Raw genomic sequence first — 22,906 nt, 5'->3', positions numbered from 1 at the left:
GCCCAAAACAGTGTTGCCGCGCTCCGCGCGGCAACACTGTTTTGGGCTTCATGCCCTGATACATTTGACGGCAGCTATATTAGAAATACTAGAAAGTAAATACAGTTCTCAATGTACCGACGGTGATGGTGCTGTTACTACTGTTATTGTTGGGATTGAAGATAAATTGCAAATCAGGGGTGATACTAATATTGCTAGAGATCGGGAAACGATAGAACAACTCCACATTTGTTTGAGTGGCATTACCGACCTTACTCTCAATGAACGGTTGTCCTATTGCGATCGCGCCCATTGCTCCTTCCTTAAACAGATCGGGGAAAGCAAAACCAGCAGACCAAGTTTGAGGACTAATCGCATCGCTGGTTACCCCAGCGTTGATATAGGTAGGTAATGCATTAGCGATCGCCGATCCCCGATTGCTGATATTTCCAAATCCATAGCGTCCGAAAACGGCGATCGCTTTATTAAAAGCCCACTCCAGATTCAATCCGCCTGTATTGTAATCGAGATTATTGACCGAGGCTCTGGTATATTGCAAGCGCAATGCCAAGGGGCTATCGTTTTCGCTGTTTTTGGGGGCAAACTCTAGCTCCACTGTTCCTTGGTAGGGATCACCAAATAAACCACGATTGATTGTCCCATCGTTGGTTGCTTGATTGGCGGTTGCGGCAACATATCCTGCTCGCAGAGTGAAAGCACTGCCACCGATATTCCAAGCGATCGCTCCACCCGCACCATCATTGACGGGCAAAATTAGGGGATTATTGATAAACAAACGACTGGAGAAATCAACGGACTCATCGTTAGCAAAACTGTTGTGATCCAAGTGATCGTTGAGCGACATTACCGCGCCCAGCGAAGCGCGAATATCCTTGCCTATAGGAAAGTCATAGCGCAAGCGACCGAGCGTGAAGGTCGTGCCTGCTTCGCTGTAATCGAAAACAGAACTATTTTTAAATCCTGTAAAGCCTCGGAAAACACCGCCAGCGTCATTAAGAGAATTCGACAGATTAGTACCACCGTTCCCTGCTTCCAAACGCGTTAATAACAAATCTTCGCCTGTAAAACTGGTATTCAAATTGAGCCGTACGCGACTGATTACAGTTGTATTTGCCTTACCCGAAAGCCCTGATGCATTACCAATCGGATTTAAGAGGCTATCGCTACCAGAACCACTAGCTGAGGCGGATACGATGACTTGACCGTCAAGTTTTGTCGTCGTGGAAAATTGCTGGGCTTCGAGTTTAGTAGTTTTTGCCTCAAGGGTATCGACTCGACCGCGCAGGGTGGCAAGTTCGGCGGCAAATTCTTCTTGTAACTTTTGTAAGGTGGCGAGATCGGTTTTGCTGACCTTATCTGCTAAACCTGCGGAAATAATCTCATTGATCTTATCCAAGCAAGCATTTAGCCCAGCGGCAAATTCATAGCGGCTGGTGGCTTGTTTGCCGCGAAAAGTGCGATCGGGGTAGCCCGCTATACATCCATAGCGCTCGACTAAAGACTGTAGCGCCGTAAAAGCCCAATCCGTAGGGCGCACATCACTGAGCTGAGAAACCGATGTGACATTCTGACCTATCACATCTTTGGTGGGAGGTAGTGATTGGGCTGCACTAGGATTAGGCAAAGTTGCCAAGGTGGAAAAAGCGATCGCCCCAAGCACCGATCTTTGAACTTGGGCAAACCAAACCTTCGACATTTCAAACTCCTCACTGTTATATAAATTCGATCTTAATAGTAATTAATATCATTAATTACTAGAGTAATTCTAATTTAAAAACTGATTTTATTATGATTGTTATGGGATGCCTGTAAAGTAATGGTGCAGTTTTGTGATCTGCTGACTACTTACCTACTCCCAAAATATGACTTTTTGGAGATGGCTCATTTCAATGATGCGCATATATTTCCCTCGTTTTCTGTACTGGCAGGCATATAGGCTCTCATTAAAAAAACATATCCACGAAGTTCCCTAGCTTAAGTAGCTAGGTAATAAGTAAACTTAAAACCTAGAAGAGCGTACCGCCCGCTACGCGGGCGGTACGCTCTCTGTTTTTGGTTTTTAATTATGCCTAGCTACGTAGATTTTCCCATCGCAAAATCTAAGCTGACTGATTAAGTTGACTAATATAGGTGAAGCGAACGTAATAGTTCTTATTAGTTTTTATATACAAGCTGCAAATTAATTTATTGATTTTATCTTGCAATAGATAAATTGTTTAGGGGAAGCAAACAACTTTTTCTTGATTTTTTCTTTATTTCTAAGTACCTCAGCATAATTAAAATCCAGATCTAATACCAATTTCCAAAAGTGTGGCTACACTTTTGGAAATTAAAAACCAAACCCAGTAAGGATTTTAAAATCACAAAATGGCGTAGCCATTTTGTGATTTGGTATAAGACCTGCGGTGCACGCGCAGCGTGCGCCGCAGGTCTTAGGGTTTTATACCAATTCACTAAAGTGTTGCCTCACTTTAGTGAATTAAAAAACAAACTCCGCAAGGTTTTGAGATCCCAAAATGGCAACGCCATTTTGGGGATTGGTATTACGTCTCCGCGATGAATATTATGATAATAATAATCATTATCATATATTAAGGACTCAAAAGAGTCTAGTGATCCTAAAGGAAAACAGACGAATTGGATGAATTTAGAATGTATTGGCTAAAATCTACTTAGCGTTCAACAACCGAGCCTGTGGTACAAATACTCGAAAATCCCTTACGGGTTGGTTTACAGCAAGAAAGATCTCCTGAGCCTTTGATTCTGGTAATCTTTGGGGCATCGGGCGACTTGACTATCCGCAAGCTAGTTCCAGCAATCTACCATCTCAAGCAGCAGCGCCGTCTACCTCCCGAGCTCACAATTGTCGGAGTAGCTCGAAGACCTTGGAGCCATGATTACTTCCGAGAGCAAATGCGTGAAGGCGTAGAAAAATTCTCAGTGGGTGTCGGTGCTGAGGCGCTTTGGCAAGACTTTGCCGAAAGCTTGTACTATCAGTCTCTTGATATGAGTAATCTTGAGGATTATCGTAAGTTGGATGAATTCCTCACCCAGCTAGATAAAGAAAGGGGTACTCGTGGTAATCGAGTCTTTTATTTGGCTGTTTCACCCAATTACTTTACCGATGCGATCGAGAAGTTAGGGCAAGCAGGCATGATTAAAAATCCTCAAAAAACTCGCTTAGTAATTGAGAAGCCTTTCGGTCGAGATTTGTCATCATGTCAAGATCTCAATCGGGTAGTTCAGAAAGCTTGTGATGAAAAGCAGATTTATCGGATCGATCATTATCTTGGTAAAGAAACGGTTCAGAACCTTTTAGTTCTAAGATTTGCTAATGCAATTTTTGAACCCTTATGGAATCGTCAGTTTATCGACCACATTCAAATTACAGTGGCGGAAACTGTTGGTGTTGAAGATCGAGCTGGTTACTATGAAAACTCTGGAGCGCTCAGAGATATGTTGCAGAACCATTTGATGCAACTATTTTGTTTGACCGCAATGGAGCCACCTAACTCGATGGATGCTGATTCGTTGCGAAATGAGAAAGTTAAGGTGATTCAAGCAACTCGATTGGCGGATACGCGCCGATTGGAGCGATCCTGCGTGCGGGCGCAGTACAGTGCGGGTTGGATGAAGGGGAAACAGGTACAGGGTTACCGCCATGAACCTAATGTGAATCCTGAATCCCTCGTGCCGACCTACGTTGCTATGAAGTTTGAAGTTAATAATTGGCGCTGGCAAGGTGTTCCCTTTTATTTGCGAACGGGAAAACGGATGCCTAAAAAAGTTAGTGAAATTGCGATTCAATTTCGTGATGTTCCCTATTTATTATTTCAATCAGCGGCTAAGCAAGTTTCGCCAAACGTGCTGACTTTAAGAATTCAGCCTAATGAAGGGGTTGCATTGAAGTTTGAAGCAAAAATGCCAGGAGCCGATCTGCGATCGCGATCGGTAGATATGGACTTTGGCTATGGCAAAACCTTTGGGATCGAAGGTTCCGACGCTTACGATCGCCTGTTGCTAGATTGTATGTTAGGCGATCAGACTCTATTTACTCGTGGTGATGAGGTAGAGGCTGCTTGGAAAGTGGTTACCCCTGCACTTAGTGCGTGGGAAATGCCTAACGATCCTATTGTCGTGCCTCAATACGAGGCAGGGACTTGGGGACCTTCTGAAGCCGAACAACTGATCGAACGTGATGGAAGACAGTGGCGGCGGTTATAGGTAAAGATTAATTGGTAATTGGTAAGGGCTTAGTATGAATTACGAATTATGAATTAATTATTACCAATTACCAATTACCAATTACCAATTACCAATTGCCTTTACCTATCACCAAATCTTATTCAGTATCCAGCAGAGATGTTTTTATAAATCCATGAATACGCAAGCAACTTCCGTTGTATCTTTGCAAGCTCCCAAAGATGTCTCGGTTTCTCAAGTCGAAGCAGAGCTAAGCAAAATCTGGCAGTCCTATGGAGAAAACTCCGCCGCGCGTGCTACTACATTCAATCTGTTAGTGTACGAACCAGAAACTATTGGTGCAGCGTCAAGGATGGCTTCCGTTGATGCGATCGTTTCTCAAAGCCCCTGTCGCGTTATTGATTTGGTTACATTGGATGGTGTGGATGAAGGTATATCGGCGCAGGTGGCAGCCTATTGCCCGATTCAAAAAAGTCGCAGCTCGTTAGTTTGTGGTGAATATATCACCTTGACGGGAGCAACACTTGCCTTTGATCGTGTGCATAGCATCTTGCCAGAACTACTGATCCCCGATCTCCCTGTGTTTTTGTGGTGGAAAGATAGTCCTGCCCCAAATACGCGGATGTTTGAAAAACTAGTGAATTTAAGCGATCGCTTGATCTTAGATTCAGCGGTTTTTCCTAATTCAGAAGCAGATCTCCTTAAAGTTCAAGGGATGATTGGTGCTGGCACTCAAATCGCCGATCTCAATTGGCAGAGACTAGCACCTTGGCAAGAACTCACTGCTCAAGCTTTCGATCAGCCCGATCGCCGCTCGGCAGTATGGGAAATTGATGGCATTACGATTGACTACGAACGAGGCAATAGCACTCAGGCTTTGATGTTTTTGGGCTGGATTGCGAGTCGTCTGGAATGGGAGCCAATTGAGCGCAATGTTGAAGGTGGTGATTACAATATTCAGCATGTAATTTTTGAAGGTCGCAACCATATCAAAGTTAAGGCTGAATTAGCAGCGATCCCCATAGGCGATCCAGGAGAGGTCATTGGCGATCTAATTGGGTTGCGCTTGACTGCCTCTAACCAAAATACGGATGCTTGTAATGTGTTCTGTTCGGAGTCAACGGGCTGTATGCGCATGGAAGCTGGTGGTGGTGCTCAAAACTATCGCGTCCATCAAGTGTCGCCTTTGTCAGATCAAAGTGCCGATACTCTATTGGGGCAACAATTGCAACGATGGGGACGAGAGGTTCTCTTTGAGGAAAGCCTCGCCCTCGTTTCTAAAATAATTGCTCTATAGCAACAACCAAAAGACGAGTGGCGGCGCTTTGCGCCGCCACTCGTCTTTTGGGCTTTGAGAAAGGGTTTGCGTAGCAAACCTTTTCTCAAAGCCCATTTCAAGTTATATCGAACTCACGTTTTTTGATTTTGTCCTAAAGCGAGGGGCAACAGCTAACTTTTGATTCCCAAAAAGAAGGGGGTTCCATGCACCCCCTTCTTTTTGGGAGATGAGTGCTGGCTATTAAAATTCTTCGATTTCCAGTTGCCCGACAATAAAAGCGACACAGCCAAAAGCACAGGTGATTGGTAATGGATTGCGTAAGATAAAGCTAAATATTGATGCCAGACAGGAAATTGCGATCGCGGCAAATGTCCAAGATTTTTCATCGTCGCTCATTCCCTTCGCATTTTTAATCGCGCGGAGAGTGTCATTGGGAATCGGCAATGGCATTACGGAGCTTGGCGGAAATGCCCAATAATTACAACAACGTTCGACAAATAGGTCAGTCCAGCCATTTTCCTGACACCATTCATCAATCCATTCATCCCGAAAACGTTTCATATGCAATACTGACCAATGCTTCTCTAAAAGAGAAACATGAGCGGCGACAAAAGGCTACTCATGTTTCTCTTACTTAGACTAACAGGATGTCTGTTGATTACGGTGTAAGTTACAAAAACTTAAAGATACTCTTAGTAGATCTTTATGATCTGGGATAGTCTTATGTTGCTGGATTCGTATCAGTTCTATATCATAAAGCGAAAAAGATGAGTGGCGGCACGAAGTGCCGCCACTCATCTTTTTCGCTATTTTAGCGGTGCTTCCGTATGAGTCTTGGCGATCGCATCTATAGGGGGTGGACTACTTACCCCACGAATCGTATCAAATGTTCCTTTAATAAATCCTGCGATCGGGACGGCAACTAGCAAACCTAGAACGCCATTTAACTTAAAGCCAATATCAAGGGAAATTAGCATCCATACAGGATTTAATCCCGTTAGTTCACCCACAATACGAGGTCCTAACACGTTTTCCACAATTTGAATGATGGCGACGGCGACAAGTAGCACCTTCACTCCCAACCAAAAATTTTGCAAAGCAATCAGCAAGCTGACGGTGATAATCGTGCTAGAACCACCAAGGGGGATCAAGCTTGCCACTCCAATGCCAAACCCGAATAGTTGCGCGAGTGGAACGCCTAAAATCATCATGGCGGCAGTTTGCGATACCCCTAGAATTGTGGCTAGAGTCACTTGTCCTACAATAAAACGCTCAAAATTGCGCGGCAGCAGATTACGCACCTGATCGTTCCATTTTTGGGGTAGCCAACTGAGCAGCCCATTCCACAAAAATTCTCCACGGAGCACCAAAAAAATTGAGAATATCAGGGTTAAGAAGATATTGACAAGGCTGCCGATCGCACCAAATACAATACTAAAAAGTTGACTGGTAACCGATCTCAGGACACCCGTAAGTTTTTCGATTAATTGATTAAAAGTGCTGCTGATATCGATCGGCAGTTGCTGAGCGATCGCCCAAGTCTCAAGAGTTTGAAGCTGCTGCTGTCCAGATTTAATCCATTCTGGCAAGCGGACGATTAGTTCATTTGCCTGTGCCAAAATCAGAGGCACGAGGAAGATGGCTAAGGTGCTGAGCAACATGAAAAATATAAGGATGACTAATCCTGCTGCGACACCACGCTTCACCTTTAAGGAGATCAAAAAGCGAATAGGATAATCTAGCAAGAACGAAATAACTGTCGCCGTAATAAGAATACTGACTAATGGCTGCAATTCTCGGCATAGCAGTAGCAATAACCATCCGTTTAGAAAGATTAACGGAAAAGTCAAGCCTAGTGAAAACCAACGAGGCAACTTATTAAGGGTCTCAATCATACGAAACAATGTGACGCGCTAGGTATCTACTTAAAATTGTGCGCTAAAAGTGTTTGTTAAAACACAAATTCACGAAAAGTTTCTTACAAAGATCGAAGGTAATCTAGTTTTAGGGCTATGGTATCCCATAATCGCTTAATTTTTAGGTGATGAGTGATCTGTTCCCTTGGTCTTTTTTCCTCGGTTTTTCTCTATCCTAGATAAGCTTTGCGGACTCTTTCATCAATTAATAAGTCCGCTGCTTTTCCCTCAATGGTGATGATGCCCGATTCCATCACATAGCCACGATGAGCATGTTGCAAAGCTAAATTGGCATTCTGCTCGACCAACAAAATCGTGACTCCAGATTGATTTAAATTCACAATCGTTTTAAAAATTTCCCTGATGATCTGGGGGGCTAGCCCTAAACTTGGCTCATCCAGCAATAGTAATTTGGGACGACTCATAACAGCACGGGCGATCGCGAGCATTTGTTGCTCACCTCCGCTTAGGGTTCCTGCCAGTTGATGGCGACGCTCCCCAAGACGAGGGAAAATCTCAAACTGTTTTTCGATGTCGGCTTTAATTCCCCAGCGATCGCTCCGTAAAAAAGCGCCCAATTCCAGATTATCTAATACTGTTTGTCTGGCAAGCACTCTCCGACCTTCTGGGCTATGCGCGATGCCAATTTGGACTATGCGATCTGGTCGTAAGTTATTAATAGATTTGCCATTGTAGATAATCTGTCCCGATCCCATGGTGACTAGGCGCGAAATAGTTCGTAAGGTCGTAGTTTTACCAGCACCATTCGCCCCAATTAAAGTTACTATTTCTCCTTCAGTGACCTGCAAGCTAACATCCTGTAAAGCCTGAATACCTCCATAGCGAACGCTAAGATTGTTAATCTCTAACACTTAATCCCATCTCCTAAGTCTTTGCCACAGCTATACTATAGCTGCCGCCAGTCTTGATAGGACAAAATTAAAACTCAAAATAGAGTTGTCGCGCGGAGCGCGGCAACTCTATTTGGGGTTTTATGTCCTGATACAGTTGGCGGCAGCTTTATGAAGATTAGGCTTTGCTTGGTGAATATTGATTTGGGCGATCTGGATCGAACTGAGAACCATCAAAAAAAGTTTCTATCCCCCGTGAAGTCGAAATCGGAATATTGGTATCGGGAACACCGATCGCTTTAGCTGCATTTCTCCAGAGATCTTCACGATTCACCGCATCAATAATTTCTCGGGTTGGCAAACTAGGCGGTAACAGCCCCCATCTTTGATATTCGGAGAGAAACCATAGATCGTGACTTTTGTAGGGATAGGAAACCGAAATACCATCATTTGACCAATATTTAATGGCGTAATTTAGGGAATTAGAACTATTTTTAAGCATTCCCTTTGTCGGTTTAGGACTATTTTTAAAGAGTTGAGCAAACATCTTGATCGGATTTGAGCTTGTCAAGCGATTATTGGCAAAGTTATTGGTCACGTCATTTATAAAATAGATTGCCAAAAGCGTATTTAATGTTCGGGCATTGGCAGGATCGTCACACCAGAGCTGTGCTTCCATCGTGGCTTGAAGGATAGCCTGTGTAGCGATCGGATATTTGTCTACCCAATCGGCACGCATTGCCAAAATTTCCCCTGGATAATTGCGCCAAATTTCGCCAGTGGCGATCGCAGGTTCGGCAAGATTTCCTTCCATTAGTTTGAGTGTTCGCCAGCTATCTAAGCAGAATAAGTCGGCTCGATGCTGCTTGATTTGGGGGATGATCTCATCGAGGGGGATTTCGAGGATATCGATATCGCGAAGGGGAACGATATCCATAGCGGCTAGCCAATATCGGAGCCAGAGATCGTAGTTACTCCCAATTTCCGCGATCGCGCTATTCATCGGATTACCAAATAACTTGGCGATATCCTGCCAAGCGGAGAAGGTGGCATGTTTAACTTGAATTCCTAAAGGCTTCAATCGTTTAGAAGCGACTATATAACCTCCGTGGGTATGCAGTCGCATCAGTACATACATGGCAGTCTTTTTTTGGTTAATTAAGCCTTCATTTAACAGTTCGGGCAAAGGGCTATAAAAATGCCCACCATCAATTCCATAGTCATTTGTGCCTAAATCCGTTCCCGTTGCAGTATGCTCTCCTAGAGACTGCCAACTGCTAAAGGGAACTAACTGCACATCAGTCATGCCATATTTGGCAAATAGCTTTTGTTTTTGGGCGACCAATAGGGGGGCGATTTCAATCGAAGGAATTATGCCCAGCCGTACTGCTGGGATTTCAGGAATACCCGAAGCAGCAGCGAAGGTATTATTTGGCAATGGCTCATTTCCTAGTGGCTTAGAGCTACAGTTATTGAGAAATAAGCCCCCTGCTGCTGCGCCTAAGGTTTGGATCGCGGTTTTTAGGAGCTTGCGTCTAGATTGCATAACATTCGTGCAGTGACGCAAATGTGTCACTGCATCCTACGCTAAAAATGAATAAACTATATCTAGAATACGTTGACTGGATTGACCATCTCCAAAGGGATTAGCCACATTTGCCATCTGTTCGTAGGCATGGCGATCGCTAAGGAGAGTAGCTGCCGCCGCAACGATATCCTTAGTTTCTGTCCCAACGAGTTTGCTCGTACCTGCGGCGATCGCTTCAGGACGCTCGGTCGTCGAACGCAATACCAGTACAGGTTTGCCAAGACTAGGGGCTTCTTCTTGTAAACCACCCGAGTCGCTCATGATCAGATAGCAGCGTTGCATTGCCCCCACTAATTGCTCGTAATCGAGGGGTTCAACCAAGAAAATTCGGGAATGATCGCCCAATTGAGCCATTAACGGTTCGCGTACCACGGGGTTGAGATGCATCGGCAAAACTAACGCAACATCGGGGAAATCGGCGAGGATTTGCAACCATGCTTGGATAATTTGTCCCAAAGGTTCGCCCCAATTTTCACGGCGATGAACGGTGGCTAAAATTACTCGCTGCGCCGACCAATCTAAGCCTTTGATGTCACATTGAGGCGATCGCTTGGAAACATACAAAAGCGCATCAATAACTGTATTGCCCGTATGATGAATACCCGTTTTGACTCCAGAGACTTGAAGGTTCTCTACCGAAGCGAGGGTAGGTGCAAAATGTAGTTGGGCAATTTGGGAAACTAAACGACGATTTGCTTCCTCAGGAAATGGATTGAAGAGATTATCAGTGCGCAGTCCAGCTTCCACATGACCTACGGGAATCTGTTGATAAAAAGCTGCTAAAGCTGCGGCAAAAGCGGTGGTGGTGTCTCCCTGAACTAAGACTATATCAGGCTGAATTTCTTTGTATAACTTCTCTAACCCAATCAAGCTATTGCAAGTAATTTGGGTAAGAGTCTGCTTTGGTTGCATGATGTTTAAGTCATAATCCGCTGTAATGTCAAACAACTGCATGACCTGAGCGACCATTTCTCGGTGTTGTCCTGTCAGAATCACCGAAGTTTGGAAATGAGCGTTACTTCTAAATAAATGCACGATCGGCGCAAGTTTAATTGCTTCTGGACGAGTTCCTAAAGTGATGCAGACATGGAATTTATTGGACAAAATAATCCTCTCTCAGTAGGCTTTCTGAACAGATAGAGTAATACCAATTCCAAAAATGGCAACGCCATTTTTGGAATTTCAAAACCTTACGGGGTTTATTTTTTAATTGGCTGAGCGAAGTCAAATCCCTATTTTTCTCATAGACTCTATCGCAATAACTCTATCGCATTATTAGCTGTGATGAATTAGAGGCAGCCTTAGCGGCTTTGCCTCCACCCAATGCAGTATGAATACCTCTTAAGGAGACGATAATAACCACACAAACAACAACATATTGAGCAAGTTGAATGCTAAAAATAGGAGTTTTTAGTAGGGATTGCCACAAGGATTTATGGGGTGGGGCGATCGGATCTAATTCATCTAACGGGGAATTATTAATATCTGAACTAGCTACTGAACTAGCTACTGAACTAGCTACTGAACTAAGATCGGGATCGTTTGAAACTAGGGGAATATCCGAAAAAAACAATAATTCTCCATCTTTAGAAGCCCGAATGGATTCTAAAGGTACATTATTACTAGACCCTAGATCGATATCTGGCAGAGGCTCAGGGGAAGCGATCGCGCCAAACATTTCATCGAGATCAGGGCTAGCCGATGAGGTGTCATTTTCACTATTGGAGCGATCGCGAGGATCGTTTCGCTCTAGCATAGATTTTGGTGGAAATACTGGTAAGGGGGGTATTGTAAGCTTTTTTGTGGGCTCAGTGGTTCCGCCATTGTTACTAAGACTTGCCTCTTTTGGCTCGTCCTGCTCAGCCAAATAAATTTCCTCTGTCCATGCTGGCTCATCACTACCAGTTTGCTGCCAAGACACTACGATCTTAGAAATTGTTTGGACTTCAATGGTAAGAAACCATTTTTTTAGCATTCCTACTAATATCTGGCGCTTAGGAATTCGCATTTCATCATCGAGCGATCGCAGATCGGACTCGATTAAAACTTCTAAGCGATCATCATTACGCTCTACATTTGCTAGCATTCCTTGAGATTTTAGCAAACGGTTCATTAAAGATGCGATCGCACTAACATTTCCTTGTTTAGCTTGTTCGACTAACGGATTTTGTGCCATATTAGCAGCCTCGAATGCTTAACCTAATGTATTACCTAATTTATTATCTGATTGATTGCCTTATCTAATAAGCCAAATGTATCAGAATCTTTGCAGCTTGGACAGATCGCTACAAGATAAGTAGCTGGTCATAATTAAAATCCAGATCTAAAATCTGCGGCGTACTTTGCGCGTGCGCCGCAGGTTTTAGGGTTTTATATTTAATTAAATCCACTTACTTAGTCCTAAGAAAGAATTTATATTATAAGGACGAGGGCGCAAAACTTTATCCATCCTCATAACATTTACCACTACCTATTCACAACTATCCAACAAATCTTTACACCCACAATTAGCCATACAGGTTTGTATAGCACCCTAAGATTTGCTGAAGACATAAAACCTAAAAGATGGGCAGCGGCGCATCGCACTGCCGCCCATCTTTTGAGTCGGTTTTAAGTTTACTTATGCTTAGATACTTATATCCTTTGTATAACTTTTATATAACTTTTATAGATAAATATCGATTGGGATTAGGTATCATTCATTCATTACTTTGCGTTTCAGAAAAAGTGAACGTATTGGGGGAAAGTTAGCTTTTTCAGTTTTTGACTTTCTAAACAATTATTTCAATAGGTCACTTTATGAAAACGGTATTAAAAGGTCTATCTGCTGGTATTTTTTCTCTAGCTAGTTGGAGTGCAATAGCGATCGCTCCCGTATTTGCTGGGTCAATAAATAATGTCACAATCGGGGGTAGCGCCCCCAATGACTATCTAGTCTTTAATGCAGATGCTACAAATACTTTTCTTATATCTAACACTTTGGCAAATGTCCAAAACGTTTTAGATGGCAATGCTATTAGTCCTACAGGCAATATCGAATTAGCGGCAAGTAGCGAGCAACCTAGTTTTGATTTCACCAAAAATACCACTCTCCAAGGAACAATTGGTGGCAAGTCCATCACTTTGAGCAGTCTTACCGCAAGTGATTGGTCGGTGATTGGTACAACTTGGTTTAATGCCGCGCTCACAGCCTATGGACTAGGGGGACTACCCAGCAATGTCAAAAGCTTTGCCTTCAGCCAATTTGCAAGCAATGGCGGATTTCAGAAGTTTAGCGATCCCAATATCTCCTATGTCAATCAAAATGACAATACTGGCGAAATTTCCATTGGTTTAGCGGGTTATCTAGATGCAACTCAACTATTACTTTCAGTTCTCCCCGATAGTTTTAAGCCTTTGTTAATTGGCAAAACTCTTCAAGCGAGCGAGCTTGTGAAGTATGACTACGACGGTCAGACGGGCTATCTGTATAGCTTTAATGCCACAAATTCGGGATTAGTTGCTGTGGATGATGGAGTTTCACATACTGGTAACTACGAAGTTTATATCCAAGGTTCTAGACCAGTTCCCGTTCCTGCGGCTTTTCTGGGAATCGCCTTAGCAGGAGCGATGGGAGCGGGTATGCTCAAACGTCGCCAACTCAATCGCTAGTTTAGATTCTCTATAGCTGTCGCTATTCGCACCCAAGAAGAGAAGGTTGGCACTTCGTTCCAACCTTCTCTTCTTGAGATTTATGTACTAATACTTGGCTCAAACCCAAGAGGTGATTGGCGGCGCTCCGCGCCGCCAATCACCTCTTGGATTTTATGTTCTAGTACAACGACAGTTATATATCAAAGAGGAAATGTCGCGTTGCGACATTTCCTCTTTGATATTTTTATACAAGTCTAACTAGCTTGGCGCTTAAGTCCCACATCCGTTCAGCTCTGGCATCATCACGGGCTTGGGGAGATACGGTCTGTACAAAAGATTTACCATCTTGCTTCTGACGATTACCCCAACTCCAATAGGCTCCCGACTGCCTGTATTCAGGATCGGCAATGACAGCGGCTACCCGTTGACCTGATAGTTCTTGAGTTACATAACCCTTCGTGATGTTCTTTTGGAACAATGGGAATAGCTTCTGGAAGAGAGGATAGTGATTACGGAATAGGGGAGTGTCAGCAACACATCCTGGGTAAAGAGAAGTAAAGGTAATGCCTGTAGATTCATGGTAGCGACGGTGCAATTCTCTCATGGTTAAGATATTGCAAACTTTACTCTCTTTATAGGCTCGGACTGGTTCAAATTTCTTCCCATTTGCCATTGAGATTGGTGGTTTAAATCCTTTCTCAAATCCCTCTAAGTTACCGAGATCGGGTTGTGGAGGAATCTTTCCACCCAATTCATCGGGGTTATGGGTAACGGTTCCTAAAATAACCATACGCCGATCGGCATAGGTTGATTTTTTCATGTCCTCAAGCAACAGGTTGCAAAGGAGAAAATGGCTGAGGTGATTGGTGGTCATGGTTAGCTCAAAGCCCTCAGGCGATCGCAAGGGTTCTTTGAGCAAGGGCATATAGATGGCAGCATTACACAATAGGGCATCTAGGGATCGACCTGTAGCGCGGAATTTAGCAATAAATTCACGAACGCTGACCAAAGAGCCAAGATCGACTTGGATGATTTCATATCTATCCTTAGGAATGCCTACAGATTCTGCTGCTTTGTGGGTTTTATCGATATTGCGACAAGCCATGACAATAAACCAGCCTTTATCGGCAAGAGCCTTAGCTGACCATAATCCTACGCCTGAAGAAGCGCCTGTGATAATTACTGTAGGTAACTGTGGATATGACATTTTTAAGAATAAATTTATAAACTTTGTTTAAAATTCTACAGTGATTTGGACTAAGGTGATACTTAAGAATTTTTACCGAAAGCACCACTTGCTAAAGCTTTGAGAATACTATGGAGGCTAATGCTTGCAGCATTTTTTTGATAAGTAGTTCGCGCTCAAATTTCAGTATAATATAAGATATTGAGATAAATATGATCAATGACTGAGGCAGAATTTAATCGACTGGTTAAGAGACTGGAAGTATTTGCTAGAAAAGATCCTAAAGCTTATAAGAATCAGGTCTGGTTAATGGCAATGCTAGGCTATTTCTATATGTTTAGCGCGATCTTGTTTCTGATTGGTGGTTCAGTTGGGATTGTCTGGCTAGGTATCCATAATGCAAATTTTATAGCCCATGTTTTCACATCCCTAAGAGGCGCAGCAACTTTTCGTGGGGCGATTTTTCTCTGTTTTTTTATTCTGGCAACAATTTGCATTTTCTTTGTTGTCGCGATCGTCATGCTTAAATCGTTATGGATCAATTTTCCCAAACCTACAGGCATCGAATTAGAGCGTGAGCAGTTCCCTTCTCTATTTAAAGTTTTAGATGAGTTAAGGCGAGCAGAAAAAGCACCACAACTCGATCATGTGATTCTTAATCGAGAATTTAATGCTTCAGTGATGCAAGTCCCCCGACTTGGAATATTAGGCTGGAATGAGAATTATCTGACTATCGGGCTGCCCCTCATGCAAGCTCTCTCTGCCGAGCAATTCCGTGCTATTCTTGCCCATGAATTTGGACATCTTTCTAATAAACATAAAATCTATCTCATTCGCCATACATGGCTACAAATTTTTAGATCTGTCCAAAACGCTCATCAAAATTGGTTATATTCTCTACAAGGAAGTATCGGGCAAGCTGTAATTATTTTTGATGGACTTCTATCTAATTTTTACTATTTCTTAACTTGGTATATTCCTCGGTTTGACGCTTATTCTTTCGTCCTTGCACGTACCTATGAATATGAAGCCGATAGATGTGCCGTAAAACATGCTGGGCAGAGAGCTACAGCCGAAGCCCTCACCAATGTCTATGCTAAAAGTTCATTTGCTACCGAACTATTTTGGCAAGACATCCACCAACAAGCAAAACATCATTCCGAGCCTCAAGGAAATCCATTTATATCCATAGGTCAAGCACTCAAAAATCCTATTCTCGATCAAAAATATTGGTTAGAACAAGCTTTAGAAGAGGAGACAAATAACTCAGATACACATCCCTGTTTGAGCGATCGCCTCAGAGCTTTAGGACTGCCAGCTAAAAATGCGGGAATTTTTTTAGTACCTTTGGAGATATCTGCCGCAGAAACATTACTAGGAAATAGTATCAGGAAATTAGCCAGCCAATTTAATCGTGAGTGGCGGGAAATTATTTTACCCGAATGGAAAGAGCAATTCCTTCATGCGAAAAACTTACGAGCCTGTCTAGCCGAATTAGAGGATCTCGAAAAGAAATATCCTCTTTCACCTAAGGATTTATGGAATCGATCGCGTTGGCTGATGGAGCTAGAGGGAGAACTAGCTGCTTTACCAACCCTGAAGGCACTCTTAGTCAAAGAACCCGATCATGCGATCGCTAATTTTATTGTTGGTAAACATTTGATATGGCAAAAGGATGAAAAAGGTGTAGATCATCTTAAATTAGCCATGAAGCATGATCGTGAACTTGTACCATTAGGTGAGCAAATTTTGTCTTCCTTTGTATTGGAAAACCAAGATAATCAGAAGGATAGAATACAATGAATCAGCATAATTAAAGACCAAAACCTAGAAGAGCGTTACGCTCTTCTAGGTTTTAATCTTACCTTTAGTTACTTATTAAACCGATCGCGTCATTTGTACTCGATAGCGTTCTTTTTTGGTAATCATAATGTCGCCAATCGTGACTCTTCCTTTACCGCGAATGGCGATGAGATCGCCAGATTTGAGTTGATAGTTGGGCTGCGAGATAGTCTTCCAGTTAACGCGCACATCTTCACCGTTAATCAAGTCCACCATTTTGCTGCGCGACATCCCGAAACCGAAAGAAGCGATCGCATCGAGTCTCAAGGATGCCTCAGTGGAAGTCAGTTCTTTAGTGACGGGAATGCGAATTTTTAACTCTTCCCAAGCGATCGCATTGACCTTAACGGGAACTGTCCGTACTTGATTGAAATGTAGTTGCAAGTATTCGACGAGTTCTGGCACGACGATCGCCTGTGCGCCTTTTTCTCCTAGTACATTGACATCGCCGACCTTTTGCCGCTCGATCCCCGTTCCGAGAATCGCACCAAGGAAATCGCGATGGGTAGCAGTGTCAAACAGAAAATTACCAGCGATCGATATTGCGGTGAGACTGACCATTGACGGATCGAGGGGCAATTCACTACGGGCGATCGCTAATCTTTGGCGTTCGGCTTGTTCGTAGCCGCCCCATGCAAGGCAATGAATTTCGGTCATTTTGCCAAATACTTGGAGGGCTTCGGTAATTTCGGGTGGTGATAAAAAATCACTGCACACGACTTCCCACGTCTGAACTGCGCGATCACCTAAGTCTAGCAGCCGACTGAGGGTGTCGCGATTTTCAACATGATTCAATAGGTCACGGGGTAACATTAGATTTCGTCAAATTCCTCTTCGGGAATGCGTTGTTTGGACTTGTCAGGAATTTTGGTTTCGCCCCAAGCATCGCGGATCTGCTGTTGGGTTTCGTTGCGAAAGTCGGGTTTGTTGGAGGTAGGGTAATCATCCTCGAAGTCGTCGTATTCATCGTCGTAATTATCGATCGGTGGTGGAGCGATCGGACGCGATGGTTCGGGCCTCATTTCGGCTCTAGCTTGACGACGTTGGGGTGGGGGATTAACGGGGACGCGCTCCTCTGCCCAATTATCGCCATCATCCCAAGATTGCTCTTGACGATAGACAGGACGCTGTTGCTGTGGTGGTGGCGAATAGGTGCTTCGCGTACCCGACGATAGGGCGTTATCGCGAATGGTGGTCGAGGGTGGCATATAGTCATCCTCAAATTCATCTTCCCAAGGTGCTTTTCCTAGCCCCAGACGCTCTAGCAGCCCCTTGCTTAGTTGGGTCATCCGATCTTCCATACCTTCGGTGACGATGATGCGATCGCGTCCTACGGCAATGATTTCGTTTACATCTAGCTCATAGGTGCTGATCAGGCTAGCGGGGATAATCGGGTTGCCGATCGAGGCAACAATCAAAAACATTAAGTCGCCCGTTTCTGGGTCAAATTTAAAGTCTCTTACTTTGCCGAGCAATTCGCCTGATTCGGTGACGACTTCATTGTTAATGAGGGTGGTGTAGCGTTCGGTAACCAAAATATCTTCGAGTACCGACTCATCATCAACCAATATTGCGTCTGGTCCCAGTAAATCAATGTTGTCAAGGGACATAAAAAATGTGTCGCCGATGCCTATCGGTGTCCCTGGAACAAATCGCTCGGCAACGGTTACTCCCGTAACGCATCGGCGATCGACATCTAGCCAAATTTGCGTTACGATGCCAAGCCGAATTGCCGATCGCTTGCTAAAGACTTGCAAACCCAATACGGCGGCACGTTGACGAAGATTTTCCGATTGCATCATGGCGGTGACGTGACTCTAAATGATTCCCAAACAATCCCCAACGGGTGGGGCATGAACTAAACAGGAGGGTAAATACCTAGCCCTGATTCTAGCAGACTAGATCCCCGTCGGTATCTTAACGTTTGTTCGGGTGGTTGTTCGGGCGATCGCATTTTCTAATAAGTATTTCGGCATAAAGGATTCACTACAAGTTCAGCGCGATCGCATTTCACCCCTGTCGGGCGTAAACTTTGCACTTAGCATCTCTCTTTTGCCCTTTCATAAGCCAAATCATGCTCAGCAAAACTAACCACCTGTACCCGTTTCGGCGTTGGTGATTCATACACTCGATACACCAAACGAAAGCAAACACCGTTATAGTCAATCTCCAAAGCGCGATAATGCTTTAACTCACCCCGCAAATCATGGCTAGGCACTCCCTGCGTTTGCACTGGATCAATCGCCAAAACAAACTGATATTTAGCAAGATCCTTCTGTAGAAACTCAGGCAACAGAGGTAAATCTTCAACACCCACTAGCGGATGCAACGTAACCCTATACTTCGGCTTTTTTGTAACCACGCTTCACCAACCATTCATTTAAAGCCTCTTCATCGATCTCATCATCTTCATGGACAACCGTGATCCACATAGACTCGTCATCCTCATCCGCTAAACGGGCGATCGCCTTCGCCTCCGCCGATTGGGGCGAAAGCTCCGCACCTAACGCTTGATAAATCTGCCATTTCTGCTCCTTGGGCAAAGTTTGAATCAGCGTTAGCAAATTAGCAAACGACACTTGGGCATTAATAGACAACAAAGCCGAATCATGCGACGGTTCAGAAACTTGCTCAATCACTTGCTCAATCACAAGAGCATCAACTTGTTCAGTTTGTTCAGTACTAACGGGCTTTTCAGTTACTTGCATAGATTTAACACTCCAATAATTGCTCTAACTTTTGTACCTCAGCCGCTATAAAAGATTCTAGCTTGAGCCGTCCCGTCGTCATCTTTGACAAGGCGATCGCTATTTCAATCGGGATATCTTAACTTGAAAATTTGAGCTAATATTGTGGCAATTCCTGACGGAAAGATATTGTCGCCGCTACGTCCTTCGGGGTTGATTTACGGCATGGGTGTAGAGATTTGTTTTGATGGTTATTTGCGATCGCTGATAAGCGCTTATCAGCAGTGGTGGCGCTTGTATACGCTGACGGATGCGACGGGACGGGAATCGCAACGGGGGGAACGCGATCGCATTGCTCCTGCTTTTTTTGACTTCGGCTTAATGGTGCAGACGGTGGACAAGGAAAAAGTAGAAAGTCAAAAGGAAAAAGAGGAAGGGGAAAAAGAAAAAATCGAGCGGTTGCCTGTGCTGGAGGGGATCTGTAAGTATGCGGCGGAGCATGTGTTGCTGGTGGGTAGACCAGGATCGGGGAAGTCTATGGCTTTGGCGCGGTTGTTGTTGCAGGAGGCGGAAAATGCGTTAAACGATCATCAGCAAGCGAAAATTCCTGTATTGGTGGAGTTGCGGTATTTACCCTCGGAGGCGAATGAGTCGTCTGTATGCGATCGCATTGTTGCTTTTATGCACAAACACGATCCTGCCTTGGATATTAATGAGGCGAGGATTAAGCAGTTATTGCGTCAGGGGCGGTTGTTGCTGTTGGTGGATGGGGTGAATGAGTTGCCTTCGGATCGCGGTCGCGTCATGGTAAATCAATTTCGGGAGCTTTATCAAAAAACTTGCCCGATGATCTTTACGACGCGGGAGTTGAGTGCGGGTGGGGATTTGGGGATTGCGAAGCGGTTAGAGATGCAGCCCTTGACGGAGCCGCAGATGCAGCAGTTTGTGATGGCATATTTGCCGACACAGGGGGAGAGGTTGTTGCGGCAGTTGTCGGGACGGTTGCGGGAGTTTGGGCAAACGCCTTTGTTGTTATGGATGCTTTGTTCGTTGTTTCAGCATCCAGAATTCAAGGGGCAGATTCCACCGAATTTGGGTATGGTATTTCGGGCGTTTACGGTGGGCTATGGGGACAGGATTAAGCAGGATGTGACGCTATCGAAGGATTCGCGGGCATGGTGGGGGCGGTTGTTGCAGTATCTAGCTTTTAAGATGACATGCGGCGAAAATCTGACTGAATTGCAGGTGGCGATTTCGCGGCGGGATGCGGAGCAGATTTTGGTGGAGTTTCTGCGAGAGAAGGTGGAATATGCGGATGATTGTGCGGGGCGGTGGTTGGAGGATTTGCTGAAGCATCATTTGATTCAGATTAGCAATGACCGCATTGAGTTTCGGCATCAGTTGATTCAGGAATATTATGCGGCGGAGTGGTTGTTGGGGCTGTTGCCGAGTTTGAGTGATGCGCGGTTACAGCAGGGCTATCTCAATTATTTGAAATGGACGGAACCTTTGGCGTTGATGTTGGAGTTGGTGGAGGGTGAGGAGCAGGCGGTGCGGGTGGTAAGGCTGGCGCTGGAGGTGGATTTGCGGTTAGGGGCGAGGTTGGCTGGGGCAGTGAAGTATGGGTTTCAGGAGAAGACTGTTGGGTTGTTGTTGAGGGAAATAGAAGAATGGGAAATTCCGAAGTTATATGCGATCGAGCTTTTAGGAGAAACAAGGTCTGATTATGCGAGCGAATTATTAAAAGTATCACTCAAGATTGAAAATCATGAATTATGTAGAAAATCAGTAAATTCATTAGAAAATATTCGTGGTGAAAAAGCAGATAAAATCCTCTTTCAATCTCTCAATAGTAAAGACATTTATGTGCGTTGGAAATCAGCACAAATATTAGGAAACAATAGCAATGATAAGGCTATTGAAGAACTTATTAAACGTCTCTACCATAAAAGCCCTAGTGTTTGTAAAACAGCCGCAGAAGCACTAGGAAATGTTGGTAGTGATAAAGCTGTTAAGACTCTCATTCAAGCACTAAAACATCAAAATGATGATGTATGTGTAAAAGCAGCAGAGGCTTTGGGGAAAATAGGTAATGATCAGGCTGTTGAACCTCTCATTCAAGCTCTAAAACATCGTAATGAAGATGTATGTGAACAAGCAGCAGAGGCTTTAGGAAAAATAGGTAGTGATCAGGCTGTTGCCCCTCTTGTTCAGGCTCTAAAAGATAATCAAGGCTATAATGACACTTGTTGGAAAATAGCAGAGGCTTTAGGGAAAATAGGTAGTGATCAGGCTGTTGACCCTCTTGTTCACGCTCTAAAACATAAAGATCGGTATGTTCGTAGATATGCGGCAGAAGCACTAGGAAAAATTGGCAATGACAAAGCTGTTGAATCTCTTATTCAGTTTCTAAATCATCAAAATTCAGGTTCTACTGAGTATTATAAAGCAGTAGAGGCGCTGGGTAAAATTGTTAGTGACGGAGCTATCAATTTGTTAATTAAGGTTCTCAAAGATAAGGATATTTATACGCTCAACCCATATATACGAGCCTCATTATCAGAAATCTTAGGAAACATCGGTAGTGATAAAGCCATTGAACCTCTTATTCAAGTTCTCAAAGATAAGCATTCTGGTGGACGTTGGCAAGCAGCAGAGGCATTAGGTAAAATTGGTAGTGAGAAGGCTATCCCATCGCTTACTCAAGCTCTTGAAGATGAAGATTCTTATGTACGAATGTATTCAGCAGAAGCTCTAGAAAAAATTGGTGGTGGTAAGATCCCTGAATATTTAGCTGAACATCTAATTCAACTAAAAAATGATCATAAAGCAGTAGAGGTATTGGGTAAAATTGGCAGCGATAAAGCTATCGCATTACTCATTCAAACTCTCAAAGATGAAGACTCATATGTAAGAGGATTTGCGGCAGAGGTATTAGGAGAAATTGGTGGCGATAATGTTGTTGAACCTCTCATTCAGTCTCTTAAAGATAAAGACTCTTCTGTGCGTAAGATTTCAGCAAATGCTTTAGGGAAAACTGAAAGCGAAAAGTCCATTGAATCCCTCACTCAATCTCTAAAAGATTTAATATCTGGTGTTCGTGAGAATGCAGCAAAGTCATTATGTCAAATTGCTCAAGCCGATCGCAACTTACCCACACTCACCCAACAACTTCCCCATCTCCTCACCCTCATCCCCACAGAAGCCAGCCAAGAAGCCCTCTCAGTCATCACTGCCATCCAAGCCCGATGCAAATACTACAACTACGACATAGCCCAAACACCTTTGCAGGAAGAAAACAACAATGATAAAGTCCTATCAAACCCACAAGGAAACATAATACACATGACAGAAATTAACAATAATTTTAGCGGCGCAAACTTTGGTGCAGCCAATATCGCCAACCTCGGCGGCACTGTCAACGAGCAGAAAATTGTTCAAAAAACTGAAGTTCCCAAACAAAACCTAGCCGAAGCCACAAAAGAAGTTCAGGAATTGCTTAATCAACTAGCCAAAACCAACCCCAGTGAAGCTACCATCGCAGAAACCATCCACCAAGAAATCAAGCGCAATCCCACCCTCAAAGCAAGATTAGTCAATGCCCTAAAAACTGGCGGCATCGAAGCCTTGAAAGCCATATTCAACAATCCATTGGTCAGCATCCCCGTAGAGACAGTCAAAGGATTTTTGGAAGCAGAAAGCTAAAATATGCACCTCTAAC

At 43.9% G+C, this 22,906-nt stretch carries 17 protein-coding genes; 5 read left to right on the top strand and 12 right to left on the bottom strand.

What is annotated here, in order from left to right; genetic code table 11:
• Positions 1 to 88: 88 nt before the first annotated feature.
• The gene (locus tag PSE7429_RS05445) at positions 89 to 1,696 is read right to left on the bottom strand and encodes an iron uptake porin (RefSeq protein WP_009626081.1); all 1,608 of its coding nucleotides are present in this window, start codon (positions 1,694 to 1,696) and stop codon (positions 89 to 91) included.
• Positions 1,697 to 2,694: 998 nt separating this feature from the next.
• Here PSE7429_RS05445 and zwf point away from each other — a divergent pair.
• Together zwf and opcA are read left to right on the top strand one after the other, a co-directional pair.
• On the top strand, positions 2,695 to 4,224 hold the full coding sequence (zwf, locus tag PSE7429_RS05440) for a glucose-6-phosphate dehydrogenase (RefSeq protein WP_009626079.1): 1,530 nt from the start codon (positions 2,695 to 2,697) through the stop codon (positions 4,222 to 4,224).
• Positions 4,225 to 4,378: 154 nt separating this feature from the next.
• Positions 4,379 to 5,500, top strand: a complete 1,122-nt coding sequence (gene opcA, locus PSE7429_RS05435) for a glucose-6-phosphate dehydrogenase assembly protein OpcA (RefSeq protein ID WP_009626078.1) — start codon at positions 4,379 to 4,381, stop codon at positions 5,498 to 5,500.
• Between the two features lie 222 nt (positions 5,501 to 5,722).
• On the opposite strand, the gene PSE7429_RS05430 is transcribed toward opcA, so the two are convergent.
• The 6 genes from PSE7429_RS05430 to PSE7429_RS05405 all read right to left on the bottom strand — a co-directional run bounded on the left by PSE7429_RS05430 (position 5,723) and on the right by PSE7429_RS05405 (position 12,013).
• Positions 5,723 to 6,043, bottom strand: coding sequence for a slr1957 family protein (locus PSE7429_RS05430; RefSeq protein ID WP_009626077.1), 321 nt, complete (start codon positions 6,041 to 6,043; stop codon positions 5,723 to 5,725).
• Positions 6,044 to 6,288: 245 nt separating this feature from the next.
• A complete protein-coding gene (locus PSE7429_RS05425) occupies positions 6,289 to 7,377 on the bottom strand; it encodes an AI-2E family transporter (protein ID WP_009626076.1) in 1,089 nt (362 codons plus the stop codon).
• 191 nt (positions 7,378 to 7,568) lie between these two features.
• Positions 7,569 to 8,270: an ABC transporter ATP-binding protein gene (locus PSE7429_RS05420; protein WP_009626075.1), complete on the bottom strand. Its 702-nt coding sequence runs from the start codon at positions 8,268 to 8,270 to the stop codon at positions 7,569 to 7,571.
• 157 nt (positions 8,271 to 8,427) lie between these two features.
• Entirely contained in the window at positions 8,428 to 9,795 is a 1,368-nt protein-coding gene (locus PSE7429_RS05415; RefSeq protein ID WP_040687411.1) for a CmpA/NrtA family ABC transporter substrate-binding protein, read from the bottom strand.
• Positions 9,796 to 9,831: 36 nt separating this feature from the next.
• Positions 9,832 to 10,941 carry a non-hydrolyzing UDP-N-acetylglucosamine 2-epimerase gene (gene wecB / locus PSE7429_RS05410; protein WP_009626073.1) on the bottom strand — a complete coding sequence of 370 codons (1,110 nt, stop codon included), beginning with the start codon at positions 10,939 to 10,941 and terminating at the stop codon, positions 9,832 to 9,834.
• 160 nt (positions 10,942 to 11,101) lie between these two features.
• A complete protein-coding gene (locus tag PSE7429_RS05405; RefSeq protein WP_009626072.1) occupies positions 11,102 to 12,013 on the bottom strand; it encodes a hypothetical protein in 912 nt (303 codons plus the stop codon).
• 623 nt (positions 12,014 to 12,636) lie between these two features.
• Here PSE7429_RS05405 and PSE7429_RS05400 point away from each other — a divergent pair.
• Positions 12,637 to 13,488, top strand: a complete 852-nt coding sequence (locus tag PSE7429_RS05400) for an NF038130 family PEP-CTERM protein (RefSeq protein WP_009626071.1) — start codon at positions 12,637 to 12,639, stop codon at positions 13,486 to 13,488.
• A gap of 226 nt (positions 13,489 to 13,714) precedes the next feature.
• Here PSE7429_RS05400 and PSE7429_RS05395 read toward each other — a convergent pair whose 3' ends face one another.
• Positions 13,715 to 14,677, bottom strand: coding sequence for a protochlorophyllide reductase (locus PSE7429_RS05395; RefSeq protein WP_009626070.1), 963 nt, complete (start codon positions 14,675 to 14,677; stop codon positions 13,715 to 13,717).
• Between the two features lie 198 nt (positions 14,678 to 14,875).
• On the opposite strand from PSE7429_RS05395, the gene PSE7429_RS05390 reads away from it, so the two are divergent.
• Positions 14,876 to 16,459 (top strand): M48 family metallopeptidase, encoded by a 1,584-nt coding sequence (locus PSE7429_RS05390; protein ID WP_009626069.1) that lies wholly within the window; start codon positions 14,876 to 14,878, stop codon positions 16,457 to 16,459.
• A 75-nt stretch (positions 16,460 to 16,534) separates the two neighbouring features.
• On the opposite strand, the gene PSE7429_RS05385 is transcribed toward PSE7429_RS05390, so the two are convergent.
• The 4 genes from PSE7429_RS05385 to PSE7429_RS25410 form a co-directional block, all read right to left on the bottom strand.
• Positions 16,535 to 17,311: a photosystem II S4 domain protein gene (locus PSE7429_RS05385; RefSeq protein ID WP_009626067.1), complete on the bottom strand. Its 777-nt coding sequence runs from the start codon at positions 17,309 to 17,311 to the stop codon at positions 16,535 to 16,537.
• Positions 17,311 to 18,300: a PRC-barrel domain-containing protein gene (locus PSE7429_RS05380; protein ID WP_009626066.1), complete on the bottom strand. Its 990-nt coding sequence runs from the start codon at positions 18,298 to 18,300 to the stop codon at positions 17,311 to 17,313. Before PSE7429_RS05380 ends, PSE7429_RS05385 begins: the two co-directional genes overlap by 1 nt.
• Before the next feature lie 236 nt (positions 18,301 to 18,536).
• Positions 18,537 to 18,815 (bottom strand): hypothetical protein, encoded by a 279-nt coding sequence (locus tag PSE7429_RS05375; RefSeq protein WP_009626065.1) that lies wholly within the window; start codon positions 18,813 to 18,815, stop codon positions 18,537 to 18,539.
• Positions 18,816 to 18,834: 19 nt separating this feature from the next.
• Complete coding sequence (locus PSE7429_RS25410; protein ID WP_009626064.1) at positions 18,835 to 19,206, bottom strand: hypothetical protein; 372 nt, start codon at positions 19,204 to 19,206, stop codon at positions 18,835 to 18,837.
• 144 nt (positions 19,207 to 19,350) lie between these two features.
• Here PSE7429_RS25410 and PSE7429_RS05365 point away from each other — a divergent pair, with 144 nt between their 5' ends.
• Positions 19,351 to 22,890 (top strand): HEAT repeat domain-containing protein, encoded by a 3,540-nt coding sequence (locus tag PSE7429_RS05365; protein WP_009626063.1) that lies wholly within the window; start codon positions 19,351 to 19,353, stop codon positions 22,888 to 22,890.
• Positions 22,891 to 22,906: the final 16 nt, after the last annotated feature.

The organism is Pseudanabaena biceps PCC 7429, assembly GCF_000332215.1.
In the GTDB taxonomy this organism is placed as follows: domain Bacteria; phylum Cyanobacteriota; class Cyanobacteriia; order Pseudanabaenales; family Pseudanabaenaceae; genus Pseudanabaena; species Pseudanabaena biceps.
The sequence above is the reverse complement of the archived record's forward strand: the minus strand, read 5'-3'. Positions and strand labels throughout refer to the sequence as shown.